Raw genomic sequence first — 22,047 nt, forward strand, 5'->3', positions numbered from 1 at the left:
GAAGCGCTCGGGAATCCCATTGCGAGCGGGTGTGGGCGGCGGACTCCCTCTCGGAAGCCCACCGCCTTTCTTCACCGGGAGGCCGGCATCGGGGCGAGCGCGGCAGCGCCGTCGCCCTCGGCGACCGCATTCGAGGCGGCGAGGGCGAAGTCCTGGCTGAGACCGTCCGAAGGGGCCGCGCCCGGGGCGTGCTGGGTGACCGAGACGCCGCGCACGCGGACCGTGTAGACGCCGTCCTCGGGTGCGATCACGGTGAGCTGCTGGACGTTGTTCGTGACGCGCGTGGCCGGGCCCGCGTCCCAGTTCAGCACCTCCCCTGAAGGCGTCTCGAGTTGCAGGTACAACTCGTTCACCAGGCCGCCCAGGCCCTCGAGCGACGGCGCGTCCGTCCACACCAGCGTCACTTTCAGCGGCAGGTCGGGGTCGGCGGCCTCGATCCGGTAGCGGCGGATCTCGCCGGTCGCGACCGCGTCGTCCGGCGCGTCCGCGAAACGGCTGAGATGAGCCGCGCCGACGGCGCGGGCCACGTCGATGCGACCGAAGCCGCTCACCGGGTTCGGGCCCGCGGGGACCTCGCCGGGGTACTGGCCCGGCATCGCGACCGCGCCGTTCACCAAGAGCGCCTTCAGGAGCGCCGCCGACGGGCGGCGGCCGTCCTCGAGATGGCCCTGGGCGGCGAGGTGCTGGCGCACGATCGCCGCCGCGCCCGCGACCAGCGGGGTGGCCATGCTGGTGCCGCCGCTCCAGCAGTACCGTTCGCGCAGCGGATGCCCCTCGGGCAGGCGGCCCCACAGCGGTTCGTCGTCTCCGGCGTACACCGAGGTGAGCATGGACAGGACGTTCGTGCCGGGGGCGACCACGTCGGGTTTGATCCGCAGGTCGTCAGTGGGCCCGCGCGAGGAGAACGCGGCCATGCCGTCGGCGTCGTCCGAGACGTGCCCGGCCGCGCCGAGCTTCGGATAGCGGCCCAGCTGGCTCCAGTTGCGGTCGATGCCCGGCGGCGGCTCCGAGCCGCTCGGCCGCTCGTTCTCGCTGGCGCCCACGGTGAGGCAGTTCTTGGCGGTCCCAGGGGAGCCCATCGAGTCGGGGTCGATGAGGCCGTCGTTGTCGGCGTCCGCGCCGTCGTTCCCGGCGGCGAAGAGCACCAGCATGTCCGGGTGCGTCCACATGAACTCGTCGACGGCCCGCGCGTTCTGCCCGTACTCCCCCGCGAGCGGCGCGCCCCACGAGTTGGTGTGCACGCGCGCGCCCGCCTCATAGGCCTCGCCGAAGAGCGCGCCGAGGTCGCCGGGGATGCCGTACAGGCCCGAAGCCGGTGGCGGCCAAGGGATCGTGAACGGCTGCAGGCCGGCGGCGGCGAGCTCGGCGCGGGACTTCCACCGGATTTTTTGATTGATCGCCTGGAAGAAGAGGGTCGCCTCGGGTGCGATCCCGGCCGGGACCGGTCCGGCACCGGATTGGCGGGCGGCCTCGCCGCTGCCGAGGACCGAGCCGGCAACGTGCGTGCCGTGCCCGGAGTCGGTATCGGCCGGGCCGTCGTCGTGGCCCGGCGGGTCGTTCGTGAAGGGCGCCAGGACTTTCCGGGTCGGCCAGGAGGTGATCGCCGCGATCCTGCCCCGCACATCGGGGTGGACGGTCTCGGGGTCGCCGTTGTCGAGCCCGGAGTCGGCGACGGCCACGATCTGGCCCGCGCCCGCCAGCGCGAGTGCGCCGAAGCGGTGGTCGGTCGGCACCCCCATGATCGCGGCGGCCTTGTCATTGCTGGTCTGCGAGAACGCGTACGGCATGATCGCCTGCACGCCTTCGAGGTCGGCGAGTTCGGCGATCACCGGGCGCGGGACGCTCGCCACGAGGGACTTCGGGAGGGCCGTGAAGACCGAGCCGCCCGCGGCGCGGATGCGGCGGGCCAGCGGGGCGGTGTCCTCGCCGGGGAAGACGGCGACTTCGATCATCTGCGGGCCGTCCTCGGCGAAGTCGTCGGGGTCGACGGCCGCGAGGTAGGCGGCGTCGAGGTCGCGGCGCGGCGAGGGGTGGAGCTTCGGGGAGACCTTCATGGCCGGGCGGTAGGGGGTGACCTCGTCGACGAAGTCGAGGTCCCGGATCGCTTCGGCGCGTTCGGGAAGGAACCCGGCGAGCAGGGTGAAGCCGGAGAGGCTGCCGTGGAGGTCGGCGCCGGCCTCGGTGAGCTGGTCGAGCCAGGAGCTGATCGGCGGGCCGACGAGTTTGACGAGGTAGTAGGCGGTGCGGCCGGGTTCGGGATCGATGTGGACGGCGGTCTGTGCGTCGAGCGCGGCGGCGAACTGGAAGCTGGCGCCGGCGGTCTGGACGGGCTGCTCGGGCAGCGGCGTGGTCTCGAGGCCTTGCGCGGCGAGGTCGCGGGCCTGCCGGGGCGTGCCGGTGACGAGGAGCTGGTCGGGGTATTCGGCGAGGACTCGGGCGCCGGTTTCGAGGACGCTGCCGAGGACGGCGTCGCGGTCGTCGGTGCGCCGAAGGGTCACGAGGAGTCTGGACATGGCGGCCTTCTTCGGAAGGAGGGGCGGCCGTCCTGTCAGGGCAGTGCGGTTCGAACGGTGTCGTTCGGGGACACGGTCGGGCGGCCACTCTCCAGGCTACGCCTCGATCACGGTGCGTAGGGTCCCGCTGTTCTCCGGGCCGGACCGTCGAGCGTGTTGGGGGCCGCGGGCGCGGGAACGGGGTCGCGGGAACGGGTTCGCGACAAGGATCCGGCCTGCTCGCGCCGGTCGGCGCGAGCCCGGTCGGTGGGGGGTCCGCGAGACGCTCGGACGCAGCGCGGCCGGGCTCGTCGGAGCCCGGCCGCGCTGCTCGATCAGATGCGGGTCGGCGAGCGCTCGGCCCGGCAGGCTGCCGGGCCGAGCGATCGGGTCGTCCCGGGCCCGGCCGGCACTCGGCTACTTCACCCAGGCGCCTTCAGCGGCGGCGCGCTTCGCCCAGTCGGCGAACGCGGTCGGCTTCCGCCCGAGGACCTGCTCGACGCCGTCGGCGACGTCGCCGATCCTGCCTTCCCGCATGACCCGGTACATCACGTCGAGGAAGAACACGAGGTCCTCGGGAAGCTGCTCGGCGCGCAGCGCCGCGGCGTAGTCCTCGGGGCTCACCGACTGGAACGCGACGGGCTTGCCGGCCGCCTGCGCGATCGCCTCGACCGCCGCGGGGAAGGTGAGCGATTCGGGGCCGCTCAGCTCGTAGGTCTTCCCGTGGTGGCCGTCCTCGGTGAGGACGGCGGCGGCGACCTCGGCGATGTCGTCCACGTCGATGAACGGTTCCACGGTGTCCTCGACCGGCAGGAAGAGCTCGCCCTCGCGGATCGCCGGCAGCATGTCGCCTTCGCTGAAGTTCTGGTTGAAGTTGTTGGCCTGCAAGACGGTCCATTCAAGGCTGGAGGCCTTGACCGCCTCCTGGGCCGCGTACATGCCGACCGCCTCGGGCCCGACGCCCGCCGCTTCGGCGACCACGTGGATGCGCCGGCCGGACTGGGCGACGAGGCGGCGCACGCCGGCCTGCTCGGCCGCGGCGACCACCGCGGCGGCCGGGAACGGCTCGTCCGGCGGGATCAGGTAGGCGGCGGTGACGCCCTCGAATGCCGCGGCCCACGTCGATTCGTCGTGCCAGTCGAAGCGGATCTCGGTGCTGCGCGAGACCGCGCGGACGGTGTGCCCGGCCTCGCGGAGGCGGGAGGCGAGGCGGCGGCCGACCTTGCCGGTCGCGCCGGTGACCAGGATGATGTCGTTCTCGTTGCTCATGTCCCCCAGTCAAGTCGATCAGGGGCGCCGCGCCCATCGCTAGGACGCCACGATGCATGCGCGTTCGTCTACGGCCTCGCCGAGGCGCTGCGCGGGCGGCGGAGATCCGCCGCCCGCGGTCGCGTCAGGCGGTCCATTCAGGATTGCGGCCGAGGTAGCGCAGGAGTGCTGCGACCGCGTCGTCGCCGTCCTGCGGTTCGAGCGCGGGCGCGTAGGCGCCCCAGGCGCGCAGCGGTTCGACGATCTGCTTGGCGGCGAGGAGGATCGCGCTCGCGGCCTCCTCGCTGAGCGGCTGGGCCTGGCCGGTGGCCTTTGCGATGTCCCAGGCGTGGACGGCCGCGTCGAGGGCGCAGGCGCCCACGCCGGTGACCGCGTCGAGCGTGTTCGGGGGCACGGGGACCGGCACTGCTTCGGCATCGGCCGCGACGCCGGCCCAGGCTGCGGCGGCGGCTCCGGTCGCGGCCTCGACGTGCGCGACCGGGTCGGCGAGCGGCGTTCCCGAGGGGGCGAACGGGTTCTCGTCGGGGCCTTCGCCGCCGGTGAGCGCGGCGGCGAACCCGACCTGGTCCCCCGCGGCGTGCTGGAGCACCTGGGTGACGGTCCACTGGTCGCAGGGGGTGGGCAGCTGCCACTGGTCGTCGCCGACGCCCTTGACGGCGTTGAGGAGGGCGTCGTGGGCTTCGGCGAGGAGGGGCCAGGTGGTCGTGGTCATGTCGTGCTCCTTGAGGTGTGTGCGGTCGCTGTCGCTTCCGATACCACCATCATATCAGAACGGAATGCTTTATTCCACTACTTCTCGAGTCTTTTCTGACGCGGTCGCCGCGAGGTAGCGGGCGGCGAGGCCGTTCAGGTGGTCGCGCAGCGACTGCGGGGCCTCGACTATAAACGGCAGGTCCAAACCGGTGAGGTAGTTCGTGAGGTCCCGCAGGGAGTCACTGCCCGTGCGCCACAGGCACTCGGCGTCGCCCGCGGGTTCGAGCAGGCCGCTGCCCGGCGGGAGCATCGCGGCGACCTGCTCCACAGGCGCTTGCAGGCGGATCACGGCCTGGTGCCGCCACGCCGCATGCCCGAGGCCGCGCAGGACGTGGGCGACGGCCTCCTCCGGCGGCTCCTTCGGCGTGAACCTCGGGCCGTTCGGGGTCCGCAGACCAATCCGGTCGGCGCGGTAGGTGCGCCAGTCCTCGCGGTCGACGTCCCAAGCGAGCAGGTACCAGCGCCGCTCGGTGTACACGAGCCGGTGCGGCTCGGCCCGGCGGCGCGACGCCGCGCCCGCCCGGTCGCGGTAGTCGAAGCGCAGCTGCTCGCACCGGTGCACGGCCTCAGCGATCCCCGTCAGGACCCCGGCGTCCACCGTGGGGCCCGCAGCGGCGGCCGAAGCGGTTGCGGCCCTGAGGATGTCGATGCGGCGGCGCAGCCGCGACGGCATCGTCTGCTCCAACTTCGCCAGCGCCCGCAGCGAGGTCTCCTCGATCCCGGCCACCGAGCCCGAGGCCGCCGCGCGCAGGCCCACCGCGACCGCAACGGCTTCCTCGTCGTCGAGCAGCAAGGGCGGCACGGCGTTCCCGGCCTCGAGGCGGTAGCCGCCGGCGCTGCCGGTCGTGGAGTGGACGCGGTAGCCGAGCCGGCGGAGCCGGTCGATGTCGCTGCGCACGGTCCGGGTCGTGACGTCGAGGCGCGCGGCGAGCGCCTCGCCCGTCCAGTCGCGGCGGGCCTGGAGGAGGGCGAGGACGCGGAGCAGGCGCGCGGAGGTCTCCAGCATGCTCTGATTCTCGCACGCATTGCGGAAGCCAATCTTCCGCAATGGGCCATAGCTTGGTCTTCAACGACGACAAAGGAGCACGCACATGCTGCGAGGATTCAGCACCATCAGCTTTTTCGCCGAGGACCTCGAGGCCGCCAAGGCCTGGTACACCGAGCTGCTCGGCGCCGCACCGTACTTCGAGGTGCCCGGGTACATCGAGTTCCGGGTGGGCGACTACCAGCACGAGATCGGCATCGCCCAGGGCCGATGGGCGCCGCACGACATGACCGCCGCGCCCGGCGGCGCCATCGCGTACTGGCACGTCGACGACCTCGACGCGAGCATCGCGCGGCTGAGCGCCATGGGCGCGAAGGAGTACGAGCCGAAGATCGTGCGCGGTGAGGGGTTCGAGACGGCCTCGTTCGTCGACCCGTTCGGGAACGTGCTCGGCGTCATGTACAACCAGCACTACCTCGACACGCTCGCCTCGTTCGGCAAGGGGGCCTGACCGTGGAACCGCTCGATCTCGCCGACCGCGATGAGTGGGAGGTCTGGCTGGAGAATCACCAGGGCGAGCGCGAAGTGTGGCTGCGCATCGGCAAGGAACGCTCCCCCGAGGGGCGGCTCCGGATCGGCCCTGCGCTCGAAGCGGCGCTGTGCTTCGGGTGGATCGACGGCCACCGCAAGGGCCTCGACGAGGACTCGTTCCTGCAGCGCTACTCGCCGCGCACCAAGCGCAGCCCGTGGTCGAAGCGGAACCGGGGCATCGCCGAAGCGCTCATCGCGGCGGGCCGGATGCGCCCGGCCGGGCTCGCCGAGATCGAGCGGGCGAAGGCCGAGGGCCGCTGGCCCGCCGACGGTTGACGCCGCGGGCTGGGATGATGGCCGGGTTCGTCCAGCGCTGTTCGGCAACCAGGAGGAGGCACCGTGAGCGGACCCGGCCGGCGGCCCCAGACCACGATCTTCACGACCATGTCGGCGCTCGCGCTGCGCCACGGCGCGGTGAACCTGGGCCAGGGCTTCCCTGACGAGTCCGGGCCCGCGCACGTCATCGAGGCCGCCGCGGCCGCCATGCGCGACGGGCACAACCAGTACCCGCCGCTCGCGGGCATTCCCGAACTGCGCCAGGCGATCGCGGCGCACCAGCGGCACTGGTACGGCCTCGCGCCGGACCCGGACGAGGGCGTCACGGTCACCGCCGGGGCGACCGAGGCGCTCACCGCGGCGATCCTCGCGCTCGTCGACCCCGGCGACGAGGTCATCGCGCTCGAACCGAGCTACGACTCCTACAAGGCCGCGGTCGCCTTGGCGGGCGGCACGCTGGTGCCGGTGCGGCTCGAGGCGCCGGAGGGCGGATCGGGCCACTGGCGGCTCGACAAGGACCGGCTCGCCGCCGCCGTCACCGAGCGCACCAAGGCGCTGCTGGTCAACTCGCCGCACAACCCCACGGGCACCGTGCTGCGCCGCGAGGAACTGGCGGCGATCGCGGCGCTGGCCGTCGAGCACGACCTCATCGCGGTCACCGACGAGGTGTACGAGCACCTGGTCTTCGACGGCCGCGCGCACGTGCCGCTCGCGACCTTCCCGGGCATGTGGGACCGCACGGTCACCGTCGGTTCGGCCGGGAAGACGTTCTCGGTCACCGGCTGGAAGATCGGCTGGGCGAGCGGCCCCGCCGAGCTCGTCGCGCGCGTGAAGGACGTCAAGCAGTGGCTGTCGTTCGCATCCGGCACCCCGTTCCAGTACGGCATCGCCGCCGCGCTGGCCTCCGGCGACGGGTTCTACCGGGCCTATGCGGCGGGCTACCAGGAGCGGCGCGACCTCATGGTGGCCGGGCTTGGGGACATCGGGTTCGACGTGCACGAACCGGAGGGCACCTACTTCGTGACCGCGAGCGCCGCGCCGTTCGGGTACGCGGACGGCCTGGCGTTCTGCCTCGAACTGCCCGAGCGGTGCGGCGTCGTCGCCATCCCGAACCAGGTGTTCTACCTCGACCAGGCGGCGCGCCCGGAAGTGCGGTTCGCGTTCTGCAAGCGCCTCGACGTCATCGAAACGGGACTCGAGCGACTGGCCGCGGGCCTGGCCTGACCGGTAGGGTGGCGCCATGCCACTGGGATTCCTTCCCCCGCCCGCCGCCTGAGGCGGGCACCTGATCCATCGCCGCGCAAGGCGTTCTGAGCCGAAGCGCGAATTCGGCATGCCCGCAGACGAGCCACGTCACTTCGCTCCCTGCTGGAGAACGCATGTCAACGACCCTTGCCCCCGCTCGCCCCGAAGCCGCCAGGCGCGGCCTCGGCTTCCTCACGATCACCGGCCTCGCCTGGGGCACCACCGGCGCCGCCGCCGAACTCGTCTACCGCGCGGGCGATCTCGGCCCCGCGGCCGTCTCGTTCTGGCGCCACCTCGGCGGCCTCGTGCTGCTCCTGGCCTTCACCGCGCTGCGCCCCAAGCGCACCCGCATCAGGCCGAACGCGCCGCTGCGGCGTCGGGCACCGCTCCTGGCCGGCGTCGGGCTCGGCATGGCGGTCTTCCAGACCGCGTACTTCGCCGCCGTGGACGCGACCGGCGTCGCGGCCGCTACCCTGCTCACGCTCGGCACCGGGCCGATCCTGACGGCGTTCGGCAGCCGCCTGCTCCTCGGTGAGCGCCTCGGCCGCGGCGGCGCGCTCGCCGTCGCCGGAGCGGTCTCCGGACTCGGCGTCCTCGTCCTCGGCAACGGCGCGGGCGTCGTGGACCCGGGCGGCGTCGCGCTTGCGCTGCTCTCGGCGGCCGGATACGCGGCCGTGACGCTCCTCGGCCGCGCCACGGGGCGCCGCAGCGACGGCGAGGACCCGTTCACGCTCACCATGTGGTCCTTCGGGATCGGCGCGGCGCTACTGCTCCTGCCCGCCTGGTTCGAGGGGCTCGCTCCTTCGGTCGGCGACCCGGTGCGGGCGTTCGCGATCATCGGGTACCTCGCGGTGTTCACGACCGCGCTGGCCTATCCGCTGTACTTCGCGGGCGCGGCCCGGGTCAGGGCGACGACGGCCTCGGTGATGATGCTCATCGAACCGGTCACCGCCGCGTTCCTGGCCGTCGCGCTGCTCCACGAGCCGCTCACGGTCGCCACCGCGGCGGGGGCGGTGGTCCTGCTCGGCTCGATCACGGCACTGGCCCTGGCCGAATCCCGGCGCTGACAGGTCCCGGGCACGCGTAGAGGGCCGGTCGTTGGACCGGCCCTCGTTGCAGCGCAAAGGATCAGGTGGCGCTGAGGTAGCCCGTCTCCAGCATGATGACGACGGCGACGCCGAGGATGCAGCGGTACCACACGAAGATGAAGACGCTGTGCTTGGCGACCCACTTGAGCATCCAGTGCACGGCCGCCAGGCCCACGAAGAACGCGATGATCGTCGCCACCAGCATCTGCGCGCCGCTCGGGACCGAGCCCTCCGTGGCCGGGTCGAACACGTCGCCGAGGCTGAGGATGCCCGCGCCGAACACCGCCGGGATCGCCAGCAGGAACGAGTACCGCGCGGCCACCGTCCGGTCCAGGCCGATGAACAGGCCCGCCGTGATCGTGCCGCCCGAGCGGGAGACGCCGGGGATGAGCGCGGCGGCCTGGGCGAAGCCGAGGATGAGGCCGTCCTTCATCCGGAAGTCCTCCCACGTGCGGGTCTTCCGGCCCACCAGCTCGGCGAGCGCCAGCAGCAGGCCGAAGAAGATGAGGCTGAACGCCACGAGCCAGAGGTTGCGGGCGCCGTCGCGGATGGCGTCCTTGAAGATGAGGCCGAAGAACACGATCGGGAGGGTGCCGATGATCACGTACCAGCCGAGCCGGTAGTCGGTCTCACCTCGCAGCTCCTTGTCCCGCAAGCCCTTCCACCAGGCCACGAGGATGCGGACGATGTCCTTCCAGAAGTAGAGGAGGACCGCGGTCTCGGTGCCGAGCTGGGTCACGGCGGTGAACGACGCGCCCGCGTCCTCTTCGAAGAACAGCGCCGAGGTGAGGCGCAGGTGCGCGGACGAGGAGATCGGCAGCATCTCGGTCAGGCCCTGGACGACCCCGAGCACGATGGCCTCGAACCAGGTCATGTCGACCACGGGGAGGCCTCCTTCCGGGCACGGGTCCTGCAGGGGGAAGTGTGCATTGGCGCTTCTTTCGTCGCATCGACGGTCAGACGTCGCACGCGTTGTCTTCGGCGGCACCGGCAGACGGCGCCGCCGTGCGGCTCCCGGCGCGACGGGGACATCTTGCCAGACGCGGTCCTGTAATCGCCCGGCACACGCATCAGGGAGTGAGACGCGCCGGGCCGCATGGGTTCGGCGACTGCCGCCTTTCGGGTCAGCCCTACAGTGCACCGCCGAGGCCGGCGCCGTTGAGGAAGAGTCACTGGAAGACCAGGAGCAGTCCGATCGGGATGAGCGAGGAGCGTCCGGCTCACCGGACGGGACACCGCCCGCTCCCCCGCCGACCGCTGAACGGGCCGGTTGCGCCGACCGCTGTCGCACCCCGGTGCGACGATGAGGCCATGGAGTCCACCGTCTTTGCAGCGGCGGGAGGCGCTGATGCCATGCTCAGGCTCGCCCGGGCATGGCATGAGCGCTGCCTCGCCGGCGTGCACACTCGACACCCGTTCACCCATCCCGGACAGCACCCGCAGCACCTCGAACGCCTCGCCGCGTACTGGGGCGAGCAGCTCGGCGGCCCGCCCGCCTACACGGGATCGCTCGGCGACCACAGCCGCGTGATGCGGATGCACTCGGGCAACGGCGAGCACCGCGACCTCGACGACGAAGCGCAGGAATGCTTCGCGCTCGCGCTCGACGACGCGGGCATCCCGGACGACCCGAGGCTGCGCGAGACCCTCAAGGCGTGGTTCCGCTGGGCCACCGACCTGATGGCCCGCTATCCGGACGCTGCTGCGGCCGTGCCGGATCGCCTCGAAATGCCGCTGTGGGGCTGGAACGGTCCGACGCGCCCGTAGAGCGTGCGGGGCCCCGGCGCGGTTGCCAAGGGGCCGCCACCGGCGTCATGGAGCGGTTCCCCAGCAGCGAGCCGCCGGCCCGCTTCCGGCCGCCGCGGCGTACCGGAGGACACCTTTGACGCATTCTTGATGGCCGACCCGCCCTGAGCGGGGAATGATGGGTCCGTGTCACGTGGACAACTGCGGATCTACCTCGGCGCGGCCCCGGGGGTCGGCAAGACCTTCGCCGCGCTCGAAGAGGCCCGCAGGCGCCGCGAACGCGGCACCGACGTCGTCATCGGCATCGTGGAGACGCATGGGCGGCCCCACACCGCCGAACTCCTCGACGGCCTCGAGACCGTGCCGCGCAGGACCGCGGCCGGGATCGGCGAGCTCGACGTGGACGCCGTGATCGCACGCGCGCCGAAGGTCGCGATCGTCGACGAGCTCGCCCACACCAACGCGCCCGGCTCGCGCAACGAGCAGCGCTGGCAGGACGTCGACGAACTGCTCGACGCCGGCATCGACGTCATCTCCACGGTGAACGTGCAGGACCTCGCCTCGCTCGGCGACGTGGTCGCCCAGATCACCGGGGTGCCCCAGGAGGAGGCGGTCCCCGACGAGGTCGTACGCCGTGCCGACCAGGTCGAACTCGCGGACATCACCCCGGAGGCGCTGCGCCGCAGGATGATCCACGGCAACGTGTACCCGCCGGAGAAGGTGGGGCCCGCCCTCGCGAACTACTTCCGGGTCGGGAACCTCACCGCGCTGCGCGAGATCGCGCTCCTCTGGCTGGCCGACAAGGTCGAGGACCAGCTGGAGCAGTACCGCGAAGACCAGCACATCACCGCCACCTGGGAGTCGCGCGAGCGCGTCGTCGTCGCGCTCTCGGGCGGCGACGAGGGCGACACGCTCATCCGCCGCGCCGCCCGCATCGCCGCGCGCTCGGGCGGGGCGGACCTCAAAGCGGTCTACGTCGCCTCGGGCGACGGGCTCGTGAGCGCGCGCTCCGCGCGGAACCTCGCCCGGCAGCGGAACCTCGTCGAAGACCTCGGCGGCTCCTACCACCAGGTGGTCGGGCGCGCGATCCCGAACGCGCTCTTGGAGTTCGCGCGCGGCGTGAACGCGACCCAGCTGGTGCTCGGGGCCTCGCGGCGGGGCCGGTTCGCGCAGATGCTCTCGCGCGGCGTCGGCGTCACCACGACCGCGAGCTCGGGAAAGATCGACGTCCACCTGGTGAGCCACGAGCGGGTCGCCACGGTGAAGCGGGCGCGCACGGGCCGCGGCGTCATCGGCGGCCGCCGGCGGCTCGGGATCGCACTCGCACTCCTGGGGATCCCGGCCCTGTGCATGGCGCTCCTGCCGCTCCACGAGGAGCTGTCGCTGACGACGATGATCCTCATCGTCCTCACCGCCGTCCTCGGCCTGACCCTCACCGGCGGCATGTGGCCCGCGCTGCTCGGCGCGCTCTCGGGCAGCCTGATGCTGAACTACTTCTTCACCGAGCCGTACAACACGCTCAAAGTCCACGACCAGGAGCAGCTGATCTCCCTGGCGATCTTCATCGCCCTCGCGCTGGGCGGGGCGGGCGTGGTGAACCTGTCGGCCGCGCGGGCGCGGCTCGCGGCGCGCGCGAGCACCGAGGCGCAGACCCTGGCGACGCTCGCCGGCAGCGTGCTGCGCGGCGGCAGCCGGGTCGAGGACCTGCTCGAGCAGCTGCGCGAGACGTTCTCGCTCGAATCGGCGACCCTCCTGGAACGCACCGAGGCCGGGGCGGGCCCGGCCGAGCGGCAGGACCCGCGGCTGTGGCGCGTGATCGCGTGCGCGGGCGAGGGGTGCGCGAGCCCGGGGACGGCCGAGAACGACCTGCCCATCAGCGACGACCTGGCGCTGGCGCTGCGCGGGCACACCCTGGAGGCGGCGGACCGGCGGATCGCGCAGGCCTTCGCGATGCACGCGGCCGCCGCGCTCGAACACGAACGGCTCGAACGCCAGGCCGCCGCGGTGCAGCGGCTCACCGACACCGACAAACTGCGCACCGCACTGCTCGCGGCCGTCTCCCACGACCTGCGCACGCCGCTGGCGTCCGCGCGGGTCGCCGTGTCGAGCCTGCGGTCCACAGGGGACCTGTTCACGCCGGAAGAGCGCGACGAGCTCCTGGAGGCCGCCGAGACCTCCCTGGCGCGGCTCACGAGCCTGGTGGACAACCTCCTCGACATGAGCCGCCTCCAGGCCGGGGTACTCGGCGCGAACCCGGTCCCGGTGGCCCTGGACGACGCGGTGCCGTGGGCGCTCGACGAGATCGGCGACGCCGCCGCGGCCGTGCGCCTCGACGTGGCCCCGGACCTGCCCGAAGTGCAGGCCGATCCCGGTCTGCTGCAACGCATCCTGGTGAACGTGGTGGCGAACGCGCTGCGGTTCAGCCCGGAGGGCGAGCCGCCCCTGGTGATCGCGGGCCGGCACGGGGACCTCGTGGAACTGCGGGTCGTGGACCGCGGCCCGGGCGTGCCCGACGAGAGCCGCGAGCTGATGTTCACGCCGTTCCAGCGGCTCGGCGACCGCGACAACACCAGCGGCGTCGGCCTGGGGCTCGCGCTCTCGCGCGGCCTCGCGGAGGCGATGGGCGGCTCGCTCGTCGCCGAGGCGACCCCGGGCGGCGGCCTGACGATGGTGCTGGCGCTGCCGCAGGTGGAAGAGAAGGGCACGGAGTGATCAAGATCCTCGTCGTCGACGACGAACCGCAGATCGCGCGGGCGTTGCGGATCAACCTGAGCGCGCACGGGTACGAGGTGGCGACCGCGCCGGACGGGGCGCAGGCGCTGCGCGCCGCCGCCGCGTTCGTCCCCGACCTCGTCGTCCTCGACCTCGGACTGCCCGATATGGACGGTACGGAGGTCATCGCGGGACTGCGGGGCTGGACGAGCGCGCCCATCCTGGTGCTCTCGGGCCGGGCCGCGAGCGCCGAGAAGATCGCCGCGCTCGACGCGGGCGCCGACGACTACGTGACCAAGCCGTTCGACATCGGCGAACTCCTCGCCCGCGTCCGGGCCGCGACCCGGCGCGGGAGCGCCGGCAGCGACGCCCCCGTGACCGTGATCGGCTCGGCCACCGTCGACCTCGCGACCCGCGAAGTCGTGCGCGACGGCGAAGAGGTGCGGCTCACCAAGACCGAGTGGCAGCTCCTCGAAGTGCTCCTGCGCAACCCGGGGAAGCTCGTGGGCCAGCGCGAGCTGCTGCACCGCGTGTGGGGTCCCAACTACGACCGCGAGACGAACTACCTGCGCCAGTACATGGCCCAGCTGCGCCGCAAACTCGAGGCCGACCCGGCCCGCCCGGTGCACCTCCTCACCGAACCGGGCATGGGGTACCGCTTCCGGCCGTGAGCATCGCGTCGCGGGACGGCGCACAGGCGCTCCCGGAACCGCCGCGGCCGAACGGTTGCGGCCCGGGGCGTCCGCAGTCCTCGGGCGGTGCGGGTTCGGGATTCAGCGCAGTCGCACGGTGTGGGTCGCGCCGAGGGAGCCTTCGGTCCGCACGGTGATGCGGGGCCGGTCGCCGGTCTCGACGGTGACGGTGTCGTCCGCTTCGATCACTTCGCTTGCGGCGTAAGGCAGTTCGATGGTGACCTCGGTGGTGGTGCGGCCGGAGTCGGCGACGGCGACGGCGAGGTCCTCGCCTTGGACCACGATCACCGAGGCGGGGCCGTCGCAGGCGAGCCCGCCGATGTCGCCGGCCTGCCAGAAGTGGGCGGCCAGGAGGCCCTGCCGGGGGGCCGCGACGGCCTGGACCGTGGTGGTGTTCGCGAGCACTTCGATGTCGCAGTCGACGGCCTGCGCCCTGGTCACCGCCTCGGTGGCGGTGGGCAGCAGGACGTAGGCGTAAGCGGCGTCCACCGGGGAGACGCCGTGGTCGAACCAGAGGGTGGCGTAGCGGCGGGTGTGGACTTCGGTGTCGCCGCCGCCCGTGGTCGGGCCCTGCTCGATGTCGTTCCAAGCGCCGCGGCGGGTTTCGCGCCCCACGCGGAGTCCGGCGCTCCCGGCAGGGAAGACGTAGCCGGCGACGCCGGGCAGATGCGCCCAGGTCGCGCCCTCGATCGACTCTTTGAGGTCGCTGTCCGCCGCTGGGACGACGCCGTCGACGGTCATGCGCCGGTCGCCGTCGGCGTGGCGGTTGCGATGCTCCACTGTCGACCAGATCGCCCGGCCGTCGGCGGCGGTGATGCCCGCGCCGAGGGCGCAGATCATCTCGTCCACCACGAACCAGGCCTTCTTGGCACGCAGGGTGGAGTCCTCGCCAATGAGGTCCATCGCCGCTACGGCGTGCCGGTCGTCGAGGGCCGTGCCGCCCGCGACGTCGTTCGCGGGCAGGTGGACGATGAGGTCGTCGCCGTGTCCGATGACTTCGCGCTCGCGCGAGTCCACGGTGACGCCCGGCAGCCGGTACGGATTCGCGGTGGGCCAGAAGGCGTCGTTGAACTGCAGCGGATCATCCACTGTGTACAGATATGACATGCCGTCGCCGATGTACCAGCCGTTGAGGTTCTCCCCGCCGATCATCTCGTAGCCGGCGACGCGGTTGGAGCACATCGAGAGCGCCCACGACCACTCGGGGCGGCGCACCAGGAGCCGGTCCATGCCCGGGTAGACGCGCGTGTACGACGGCCGGGGCGCGGCCTCGATCGCGTCGTCCGCGAGGATCTCCTTGGCCTGTCGGATGCCCCGCAGGCCGGCCTGCTCGTGGAAGGGGACGGCGTCGGCCGAGCGCTCGATCCACCCCCGTGCCAGCGCGCGCCACCGGTCCCGGTAGTCGGCGGGGGCGAGATCGGCGAGTCCGATCACCGCTTCGGCCAGCTCGGGCCCGGTGTCGGAGTCGCGCTGGGTCGGGCGGGCGATGCTCCTGCCGCGCAGGCAGTCCATGAACAGGCCGTCCTCGGTGAACGGCGCGAACGAGCGCTCGACGGCGTCGTAGAAGCGCACGAGGTCGGGGTCGGTGACCTCCCAGACCGAGTTCTTGAGCAGCGCGAGCGCGAGGGTCGTCGAGGTGAGCAGGACGATGCCGTAGCTGCCGGTGCTGGGCACGTGGCCGTGCTGGAGGAACGAGCCGTCGCGGTGGAAGCCGTCGCCTTCGTCGACGATCCGGAAGAGGCTGTTCGCGCCTTCGCCTTCGATGTCGGAGAGTCCGTCCCGGGCGAGGGCGAGCTTGTCGGGGTCTTCGCCGACGATGCCGCGCAGCGCCAGGATCGCGGCCTTGTCGGCGCGGTTGGCGCCGGTTTCGCGATCGCTGGGCGAGGCGAGCCGCACGTCGGCGTTGGGGCAGAAGCGGTCCACAGTGTCGAGGTAGTGGGCGAGGTGCTCACCGGGGATGCGGTCGCCCAGGAGCGTGCATATCTGGATCAGCGCGGAGGCCGAGCCGATCTCCCACCAGTACCAGTTGCCGGACTGCTCGGCGTGCTCGTTGTAGCCCGCTTCGTAGAGCAGTACGAGCGCGTCGACCACGTCGCCGACGACGGCTTCGTCTCCGTGCAGGTCGGTGCCGGGCGTCGCCCAGGCGAGGACGATGCGGCGGAGGCGGACGTAGGAGGTACTGAAGCTCAGCGCCTCGCCGGCGGGGCCGAGGTCGGCCCACAGTCCGGTCCGTTCCGCGGCGCGGTCCATGGTGTCCCAGTCGCCGTTCGCCCCGCGGTTCAGCACGCGGAGCGCCCGCCCGTAGTCGGGGTCCTCGGTGTCGATCGTCCCGCCGGTGAGCAGGTATTTCGCGCGTTCGCGGAGGTCGGCGAAGTCGAGTGGGCCGGAGCCCTCCCACGGTTCGGCTTCGGTGGGGAGGTTGCCGATCACGCCGGAGTCGGGCTCCCGGCCGGCCCATGCCGCGGCGGCGGCGCCGAGTCCGGCGATGCCGAGGGCGCCGCCGAGGAGGAGTCGTCGGTGCAGTGGCGGCATGGTGGTCCAACTCCGGGCGGGGGCAAGGTCGCGCCCATAGTAGCCGCAGTACGCATGTGCCGCACGACATAAGACGCCTGTAGCACTCGTTGGCCGGTCGCTTCGGCGATCGCTCAATCCTTGCAGCCCAACCGGTTTCAGACGCTCGCCGCGCAAGCGCTCTGCCCGCAGCCGCGAGGTGGCGTACCGGACCGGCGCGGCCTCGCCTGCCACGGACCGGCTTCTCAGCATCTAAGAATTCCTAGTATTTCTATAGGAGTACTGATATCGTTCTCCGCATGACGACCGCCGAGTTCCTCACGCGGCGGCGCGAAATCGACCAGATGCGCGCCTCCAGCGCTCTGTGTCCGCGAATGCGCTAGAGCGCGGCCCTCGCCGGGCAGGCTCCCGGCTGCGCTCGATCGCCTCCACCTGCGAATCTCCACGGGCCCTTCGACGCCCGTTCCCCAGCACGCCCTCCAGCGGCATGCCCTCGCCAGTCTCACAGTAAGGACACCGACGTGACCGCCGCCCTTTCACTGACCACTGTGGTCGGTAATCCGAAGCGACTCTCCCGCACCCTGACCACCGCCGAGGCGCTCACCGCGGCCATCGGCCCGGCGCTCGGGGCCGCATCGCGCGCCGCCTCGATCGACCTCGCGGAGCTGTACCTCGACGGCATCGAGCCCCCGCACGACGGGTTCGAGCACGCCGCCACGCTGCTGCACGCCACCCGCGTGCTCGTCGTGGGCACACCCGTCTACAAGGCCAGCTACACCGGCCTGCTCAAACTCTTCCTCGACCAACTGGCACCGCGGGCCCTCGAAGGGGTCCTGGCCGTGCCGGTCACCATCGCCGCCTCGGCCGAGCACCGGCTCCTCGCCGACCTGCAGCTGCGGCCGGTCCTGGCCGAGCTCGGCGCGCACCTGCCGGTGCCGTCGCTGACCCTGCGCGAGAGCGAACTGCCCGACCTCCTCGAGCACATCGGCGCCTGGACCGCGGCGCACGCCCCGGCCCTGGAAGCCTCGCTCGGCCTGGGCCGCAAGCCGGTCGGAGCCACGGCATGAGCGCGCGACTCGCCTCCCCGGCGGGGGTCGCCCCCGAGTCCTTCCGAGCGCTCTTCCGGGCCCATCCGGCGGGCGTGACCGTGGTGTGCGCCGACGCCGGGTCGGGCCCGGCCGGGTTCACCGCCACCTCGCTCACCTCGGTGTCCATCGACCCGCCGCTCGTGTCGTTCGCGATCGCCACCGGCTCCTCCGCCTGGCCGGCGGTCCGGGACGCCGCGAGCCTCACCGTCAACTTCCTGTCCGCCGCACAGCACGAGATCGCGACCCGGTTCGCCACCAGCGGCATCGACCGCTTCGGCGGGCCGACGCTGTGGTCGCGGCTGGAGACCGGTGAGCCGGTGCTCGACAACGCCCCGTCGTTCCTGCGCGCGGTCGTCACCGACCGCGTCGAGGCCGGCGACCACCACGTGCTCCTGGCCCTGGTGGTCCACGCCGAGACCGGCGGCGACCACGAGCCGCTGGTCTACCACGCGGGCGGCTACTGCGCCGCGGCTCCGCTCGACTGACCATCCGGTCGGCACCGCCCGACTCTCGCTTCTTTGAAAGGCCAATCCCTATGTCGCACAGAGCAACCCGCAGAACCCTGATAGCGGGCGCGCCCGCCGTCGCGGCGCTGGCGCTCACCGCCTGCTCCGAAGAGCCCACCGGCCCGGTGCTCGCGGCCGACGCCGCGATCCCCGCCGACGTTCCCGAAGGGACGGTCCTGGTCGTCGGCGACCCGCAGAACCAGATCGCCTACGAGCTCTCCGGGCTCGCCGCAGTGCTGCCGTTCACGATCGAGTGGGCCAACATCTCCGGCGGGCCGAAGACCGCCGAGGCGTTCCGCGCCCAGTCCCTCGACATCGGCTCGGTCGCCGACATCCCGCCGATCCACACCAACTGGACCGGCCTCCCGACGAAGATCGTGGCCGCCTCCTACCGGGTCGACCCGCTCGCGCACCCGATCTACGACCTCGGGATCGCCCCCGGAGTCGACGTCACGAGCCTGGAAGACTTGGCGGGCAAGCGGATCGCCTACTCCCCCGGGCAGGCGCAGGGCGCGCTGATCCTGCGAGTGCTCGCCGCCGCCGGCCTCGCCCAGGACGACGTGGAGCTGGTGGAGCTGCCGAGCACCGCCGACACCTACACGAACGCGCTGGCCGGCGGAGAGGTCGACGTCGCCCCGGTCGGCGACTCCCAGGTCAGGTCCTACCTCAACAAGTACGGCCCCGACGGTGCCACGACGATCTCGCACGGCATCCGGGACGACCCGTGGCTGCTGTACACGCCCACCGAGGTCCTGGAGGACGCCGACAAGGCCGCCGCCATCGCCGCGTACGTGCGGCTCTGGGGTGCGGCGCGGCTGTGGACCCGCGCCAACAAGGACGCCTGGATCAACGCGTGGTTCGTCGAGCACGAAGGACTGTCCTACGAGGACGGCGAGTACCTGTTCGACCGCCAGGGCGAACCGGACTTCCCCGCCGACTGGACCGAGGGCATCGCCCGCCACCAGGAGACCATCGAGATCGTCGCCGAAGGCACCGGCAACGAGGTGCTCGACGCCGAAGACCTCTACGACCGCCGCTTCGAGACGCTCGTCGCCGAAGGCGTCGAGGAGTACGGCGAGGCGGGTGCGCCGTGACCGCCGTCGACGTGAAGCCGGTCCGGGCGGTCACGGCCCCGGAGCACGACGAGGCGGCGAGCGGGCGGGCCTCGCGCCCGCGCGGCAGGCGCCGCCTCGGCCCGGGCAGAGCCATCCCGTTCGGGTACCTCATCGGCCCGCTCCTGCTGCTGGGCGTGTGGTGCTGGGGCTCGGCGCAGGGCTGGATCGACCCACGGGTGCTCAGCGCCCCATGGACCGTGGCGACCACCGCCTGGGACCTGTGGGAGTCCGGGCGCCTCGGCCCCGACCTGCTGGTGTCGACCCGGCGCTTCGCGCTCGGCCTCGCCTTCGGGGTCGCCGCCGGGCTCGTGCTGGCCGTCGTCTCCGGGCTCAGCCGCTGGGGCGAGGCCATCGTGGACGGACCGGTGCAGCTCAAGCGCTCCATCCCGAACCTCGCGCTGCTGCCGCTCCTGCTCTTGTGGTTCGGCATCGACGAGCGGATGAAGATCATCACGATCGCACTCGGCGTCCTCATCCCGATCTACCTCCACACGCACAACGGCCTGCGCTCGATCGACGGCCGCTACGCCGAACTCGCCGAGACGCTGCGCCTCGGTCCCGCGTCCTTCATCGGCCGCGTCGTCCTGCCCGGCGCGCTCCCCGGATTCTTCCTGGGGCTCCGCTTCGCCGTCACGGCCTCCTGGCTGTCCCTGGTCGTGGTCGAGCAGGTGAACGCCACCAGCGGCATCGGCTACATGATGCTGCTGGCCGGCACGTACGGCCAGACCGACGTCATCATCGTCGGCCTCGTCCTCTACGGGCTCCTCGGCCTCGGCTCCGACGCCATCGTCCGCATCGCACAGAGGAGGGTCCTGTCATGGCGACGCACACTGGCGGACTGACCGCGGCCACCGCGGTCCGCATCTGCGACCTGCACCGCTCCTTCACCGACGACCGGCCGGTCCTCTCCGGACTCGACCTCCACATCGCCCCCGGCGAGTTCGTCGCCCTCCTCGGCCGCAGCGGCTCGGGCAAGTCGACGCTGCTGCGGGCGCTCGCCGGCCTGGACAGGGTCGCCGAAGGCCGTGCTTCCACAGGCGCCGACGCGAAGGGCACCGGCAGCATCGAAGTGCCCGAACAGGTCTCGGTGATCTTCCAGGACTCGCGGCTGCTGCCGTGGCAGCGGGTCCTGCGCAACGTCGTGATCGGGCTCGAAGGCCCGAACGCGAAGGAGCGCGGCCGCGAAGCCCTTGCGGAGGTGGGCCTCGCCGGCCGCGAGCGGGCCTGGCCCCGCGAGCTCTCCGGCGGCGAGCAGCAGCGCACGGCGCTCGCCCGCTCGCTGGTGCGCGAACCGCAGCTGCTCCTGGCCGACGAGCCCTTCGGGGCCCTGGACGCCTTGACCCGCATCAAGATGCACGGACTCCTGCGGGCCCTCCACGAACGCCACCGACCCGCCGTCCTGCTCGTCACCCACGACGTCGACGAGGCGATCGCCCTCGCCGACCGCGTGCTCGTCCTCGACTCCGGCCACCTCCGCACCGAGCGGCGCGTCGACCTCGACGGCCCGCGCAACCCGTCCGACCCGCGATTCGCCGCGATCCGCACCGAACTGCTCGCCGCACTCGGCCTCACCGAGACCACGAAGGAGAAAGCATGAGCGCACCGCAGAGGCAACTGCACCTCAACGCGTTCCTGATGAACACCGGCCACCACGAGGCCTCGTGGCGGCTCCCCGAGTCCGACCCGCACGCCCCCACCAAGATCGCGCACTACGCGAACCTCGCGCGGATCGCCGAGCGCGGGAAGCTCGACTCGGTGTTCTTCGCCGACTCGCCCTCCTTGTGGGGCACCATCGGCCGCCGGCCCTCCGCGTCACTGGAGCCGACGGTGGTGCTCGCCGCACTCGCGGCCGTCACCGAGCACATCGGACTCATCGCCACCGCGTCGACGACGTACAACGAGCCGTACAACCTGGCCCGGCGCTTCGCCTCCATCGACCACCTCTCCGGCGGGCGGGCCGGGTGGAACATCGTCACGACCGCGACCCTCGACGCCGCGCGCAACTTCAACCTCGCCGAACTCCCCGACCACGCCTCGCGGTACGCCCGGGCCGAGGAGTTCCTGCAGGTCGCCAAGAAGCTCTGGGACTCCTGGGACGACGCGGCGATCCTGGGCGACAAGGAGACCGGACGCTGGGGCGACGAGCGCCTGGTCCACCCCGCAGACCATGCGGGCGAGCACTTCCAGGTCGCCGGAGCGCTGAACGTGCCGCGCTCGCCGCAGGGCCACCCGCTCCTGGTCCAGGCCGGGTCCTCTGAGGACGGCAAGGCGTTCGCGGCGCTCCACGCCGAGGCGATCTTCACCGCCCAGCAGACGCTCCAGGAAGCCCAGGCGTTCTACGCCGACATCAAGCGGCGGGCCGCGGCGGCCGGCCGGGACCCCGGCGGGATGCTCGTGCTGCCGGGGATCGTGCCGGTCATCGGCGACACCGAGGCGGAGGCCCGCGAACTCGAGGCCGAGCTCGACCGGCTCATCGTCGCCGAGTACGCACTGGGCGACCTCGCCAAGCAGTTGCAGCTCGATCCGTCCGAACTCGACCTCGAGCGGGAGCTGCCCGCGAACCTGCCCCACGAGGACCAGGTCGAGGGCGCCAAGAGCCGCTTCACGCTCATCGTGGACCTCGCGCGGCGGGAGCGGTTGACGGTGCGGCAGTTGATCGGACGGCTCGGCGGCGGGCGCGGCCACCGCACCTTCAGCGGCACCGCCGAGCAGGTCGCCGATGCGATCGTCGAGTGGTTCGACGCCGAAGCGGCGGACGGGTTCAACATCATGCCCGCCGTGCTGCCCTCGGGCCTTGAGGCGTTCGTGGACCACGTGGTCCCCGTCCTCCAGGAGCGCGGGCGCTTCCGCACCGAGTACACCGGCACCACGCTGCGCGAGCACTACGGCCTTCCGCGCCCCCAGAACCCGCGGCGCCGGACAGCCCTCGAATCGGCGGTGAAGGGCGTCCTCGCCCACGCCCGCTGATTGCGACTCCC

Annotated in this window: 19 protein-coding genes; 13 read left to right on the plus strand and 6 right to left on the minus strand. The window is 72.3% G+C overall.

The annotated features are described in order from the left end of the window. Nucleotides 1-71 precede the first annotated feature (71 nt). The 4 genes from AB0I03_RS05345 to AB0I03_RS05360 all read right to left on the minus strand — a co-directional run bounded on the left by AB0I03_RS05345 (nt 72) and on the right by AB0I03_RS05360 (nt 5,520). Complete coding sequence (locus AB0I03_RS05345) at nt 72-2,513, minus strand: S8 family serine peptidase (RefSeq protein ID WP_360406768.1); 2,442 nt, start codon at nt 2,511-2,513, stop codon at nt 72-74. Nucleotides 2,514-2,909: 396 nt separating this feature from the next. Further along, nucleotides 2,910-3,761, minus strand: coding sequence for an NAD(P)H-binding protein (locus tag AB0I03_RS05350; protein ID WP_360406771.1), 852 nt, complete (start codon nt 3,759-3,761; stop codon nt 2,910-2,912). A 124-nt stretch (nt 3,762-3,885) separates the two neighbouring features. Further along, the gene (locus AB0I03_RS05355) at nt 3,886-4,473 is read right to left on the minus strand and encodes a TIGR03086 family metal-binding protein (protein WP_360406774.1); all 588 of its coding nucleotides are present in this window, start codon (nt 4,471-4,473) and stop codon (nt 3,886-3,888) included. 69 nt (nt 4,474-4,542) lie between these two features. Further along, on the minus strand, nt 4,543-5,520 hold the full coding sequence (locus AB0I03_RS05360) for a WYL domain-containing protein (protein WP_360406777.1): 978 nt from the start codon (nt 5,518-5,520) through the stop codon (nt 4,543-4,545). A gap of 85 nt (nt 5,521-5,605) precedes the next feature. Here AB0I03_RS05360 and AB0I03_RS05365 point away from each other — a divergent pair, with 85 nt between their 5' ends. From AB0I03_RS05365 to AB0I03_RS05380, 4 genes are all read left to right on the plus strand, one after another. Next, on the plus strand, nt 5,606-6,010 hold the full coding sequence (locus AB0I03_RS05365) for a VOC family protein (RefSeq protein WP_360406780.1): 405 nt from the start codon (nt 5,606-5,608) through the stop codon (nt 6,008-6,010). A 2-nt stretch (nt 6,011-6,012) separates the two neighbouring features. Then, nucleotides 6,013-6,366: a hypothetical protein gene (locus tag AB0I03_RS05370; protein ID WP_360406783.1), complete on the plus strand. Its 354-nt coding sequence runs from the start codon at nt 6,013-6,015 to the stop codon at nt 6,364-6,366. 63 nt (nt 6,367-6,429) lie between these two features. After that, entirely contained in the window at nt 6,430-7,590 is a 1,161-nt protein-coding gene (locus AB0I03_RS05375) for a pyridoxal phosphate-dependent aminotransferase (protein WP_360406786.1), read from the plus strand. 155 nt (nt 7,591-7,745) lie between these two features. Next, nucleotides 7,746-8,678, plus strand: coding sequence for an EamA family transporter (locus tag AB0I03_RS05380; RefSeq protein ID WP_360406789.1), 933 nt, complete (start codon nt 7,746-7,748; stop codon nt 8,676-8,678). Between the two features lie 61 nt (nt 8,679-8,739). On the opposite strand, the gene AB0I03_RS05385 is transcribed toward AB0I03_RS05380, so the two are convergent. Beyond that, complete coding sequence (locus AB0I03_RS05385; RefSeq protein ID WP_360408095.1) at nt 8,740-9,573, minus strand: undecaprenyl-diphosphate phosphatase; 834 nt, start codon at nt 9,571-9,573, stop codon at nt 8,740-8,742. 437 nt (nt 9,574-10,010) lie between these two features. Here AB0I03_RS05385 and AB0I03_RS05390 point away from each other — a divergent pair, with 437 nt between their 5' ends. From AB0I03_RS05390 to AB0I03_RS05400, 3 genes are all read left to right on the plus strand, one after another. After that, nucleotides 10,011-10,466 (plus strand): oxidoreductase, encoded by a 456-nt coding sequence (locus AB0I03_RS05390; RefSeq protein ID WP_360406792.1) that lies wholly within the window; start codon nt 10,011-10,013, stop codon nt 10,464-10,466. A gap of 165 nt (nt 10,467-10,631) precedes the next feature. Beyond that, entirely contained in the window at nt 10,632-13,157 is a 2,526-nt protein-coding gene (locus AB0I03_RS05395; protein ID WP_360406795.1) for an ATP-binding protein, read from the plus strand. Then, the gene (locus AB0I03_RS05400) at nt 13,154-13,828 is read left to right on the plus strand and encodes a response regulator (protein ID WP_360406798.1); all 675 of its coding nucleotides are present in this window, start codon (nt 13,154-13,156) and stop codon (nt 13,826-13,828) included. The genes AB0I03_RS05395 and AB0I03_RS05400 overlap by 4 nt, the downstream gene beginning before the upstream one ends. 102 nt (nt 13,829-13,930) lie before the next feature. On the opposite strand, the gene AB0I03_RS05405 is transcribed toward AB0I03_RS05400, so the two are convergent. Next, a complete protein-coding gene (locus AB0I03_RS05405) occupies nt 13,931-16,381 on the minus strand; it encodes a polysaccharide lyase 8 family protein (RefSeq protein WP_360406801.1) in 2,451 nt (816 codons plus the stop codon). A 500-nt stretch (nt 16,382-16,881) separates the two neighbouring features. Between AB0I03_RS05405 and AB0I03_RS05410 the strand changes: the two genes are divergently transcribed. From AB0I03_RS05410 to AB0I03_RS05435, 6 genes are read left to right on the plus strand one after another with little or no spacing between them, the layout of a single operon-like run. Next, a complete protein-coding gene (locus AB0I03_RS05410) occupies nt 16,882-17,427 on the plus strand; it encodes an NAD(P)H-dependent oxidoreductase (protein ID WP_360406804.1) in 546 nt (181 codons plus the stop codon). Continuing rightward, nucleotides 17,424-17,933, plus strand: coding sequence for a flavin reductase family protein (locus AB0I03_RS05415; RefSeq protein ID WP_360406807.1), 510 nt, complete (start codon nt 17,424-17,426; stop codon nt 17,931-17,933). The genes AB0I03_RS05410 and AB0I03_RS05415 overlap by 4 nt, the downstream gene beginning before the upstream one ends. A gap of 50 nt (nt 17,934-17,983) precedes the next feature. Next, a complete protein-coding gene (locus AB0I03_RS05420; protein ID WP_360406810.1) occupies nt 17,984-19,048 on the plus strand; it encodes an ABC transporter substrate-binding protein in 1,065 nt (354 codons plus the stop codon). Beyond that, nucleotides 19,045-19,911: an ABC transporter permease gene (locus AB0I03_RS05425; RefSeq protein ID WP_360406813.1), complete on the plus strand. Its 867-nt coding sequence runs from the start codon at nt 19,045-19,047 to the stop codon at nt 19,909-19,911. Before AB0I03_RS05420 ends, AB0I03_RS05425 begins: the two co-directional genes overlap by 4 nt. Beyond that, a complete protein-coding gene (locus AB0I03_RS05430) occupies nt 19,887-20,666 on the plus strand; it encodes an ABC transporter ATP-binding protein (protein ID WP_360406816.1) in 780 nt (259 codons plus the stop codon). The genes AB0I03_RS05425 and AB0I03_RS05430 overlap by 25 nt, the downstream gene beginning before the upstream one ends. Further along, nucleotides 20,663-22,036 carry an LLM class flavin-dependent oxidoreductase gene (locus AB0I03_RS05435; RefSeq protein WP_360406819.1) on the plus strand — a complete coding sequence of 458 codons (1,374 nt, stop codon included), beginning with the start codon at nt 20,663-20,665 and terminating at the stop codon, nt 22,034-22,036. Before AB0I03_RS05430 ends, AB0I03_RS05435 begins: the two co-directional genes overlap by 4 nt. Nucleotides 22,037-22,047 lie beyond the last annotated feature (11 nt).

The sequence above is a fragment of the Glycomyces sp. NPDC021274 genome, from assembly GCF_040641195.1.
GTDB lineage: Bacteria > Actinomycetota > Actinomycetes > Mycobacteriales > Micromonosporaceae > Glycomyces.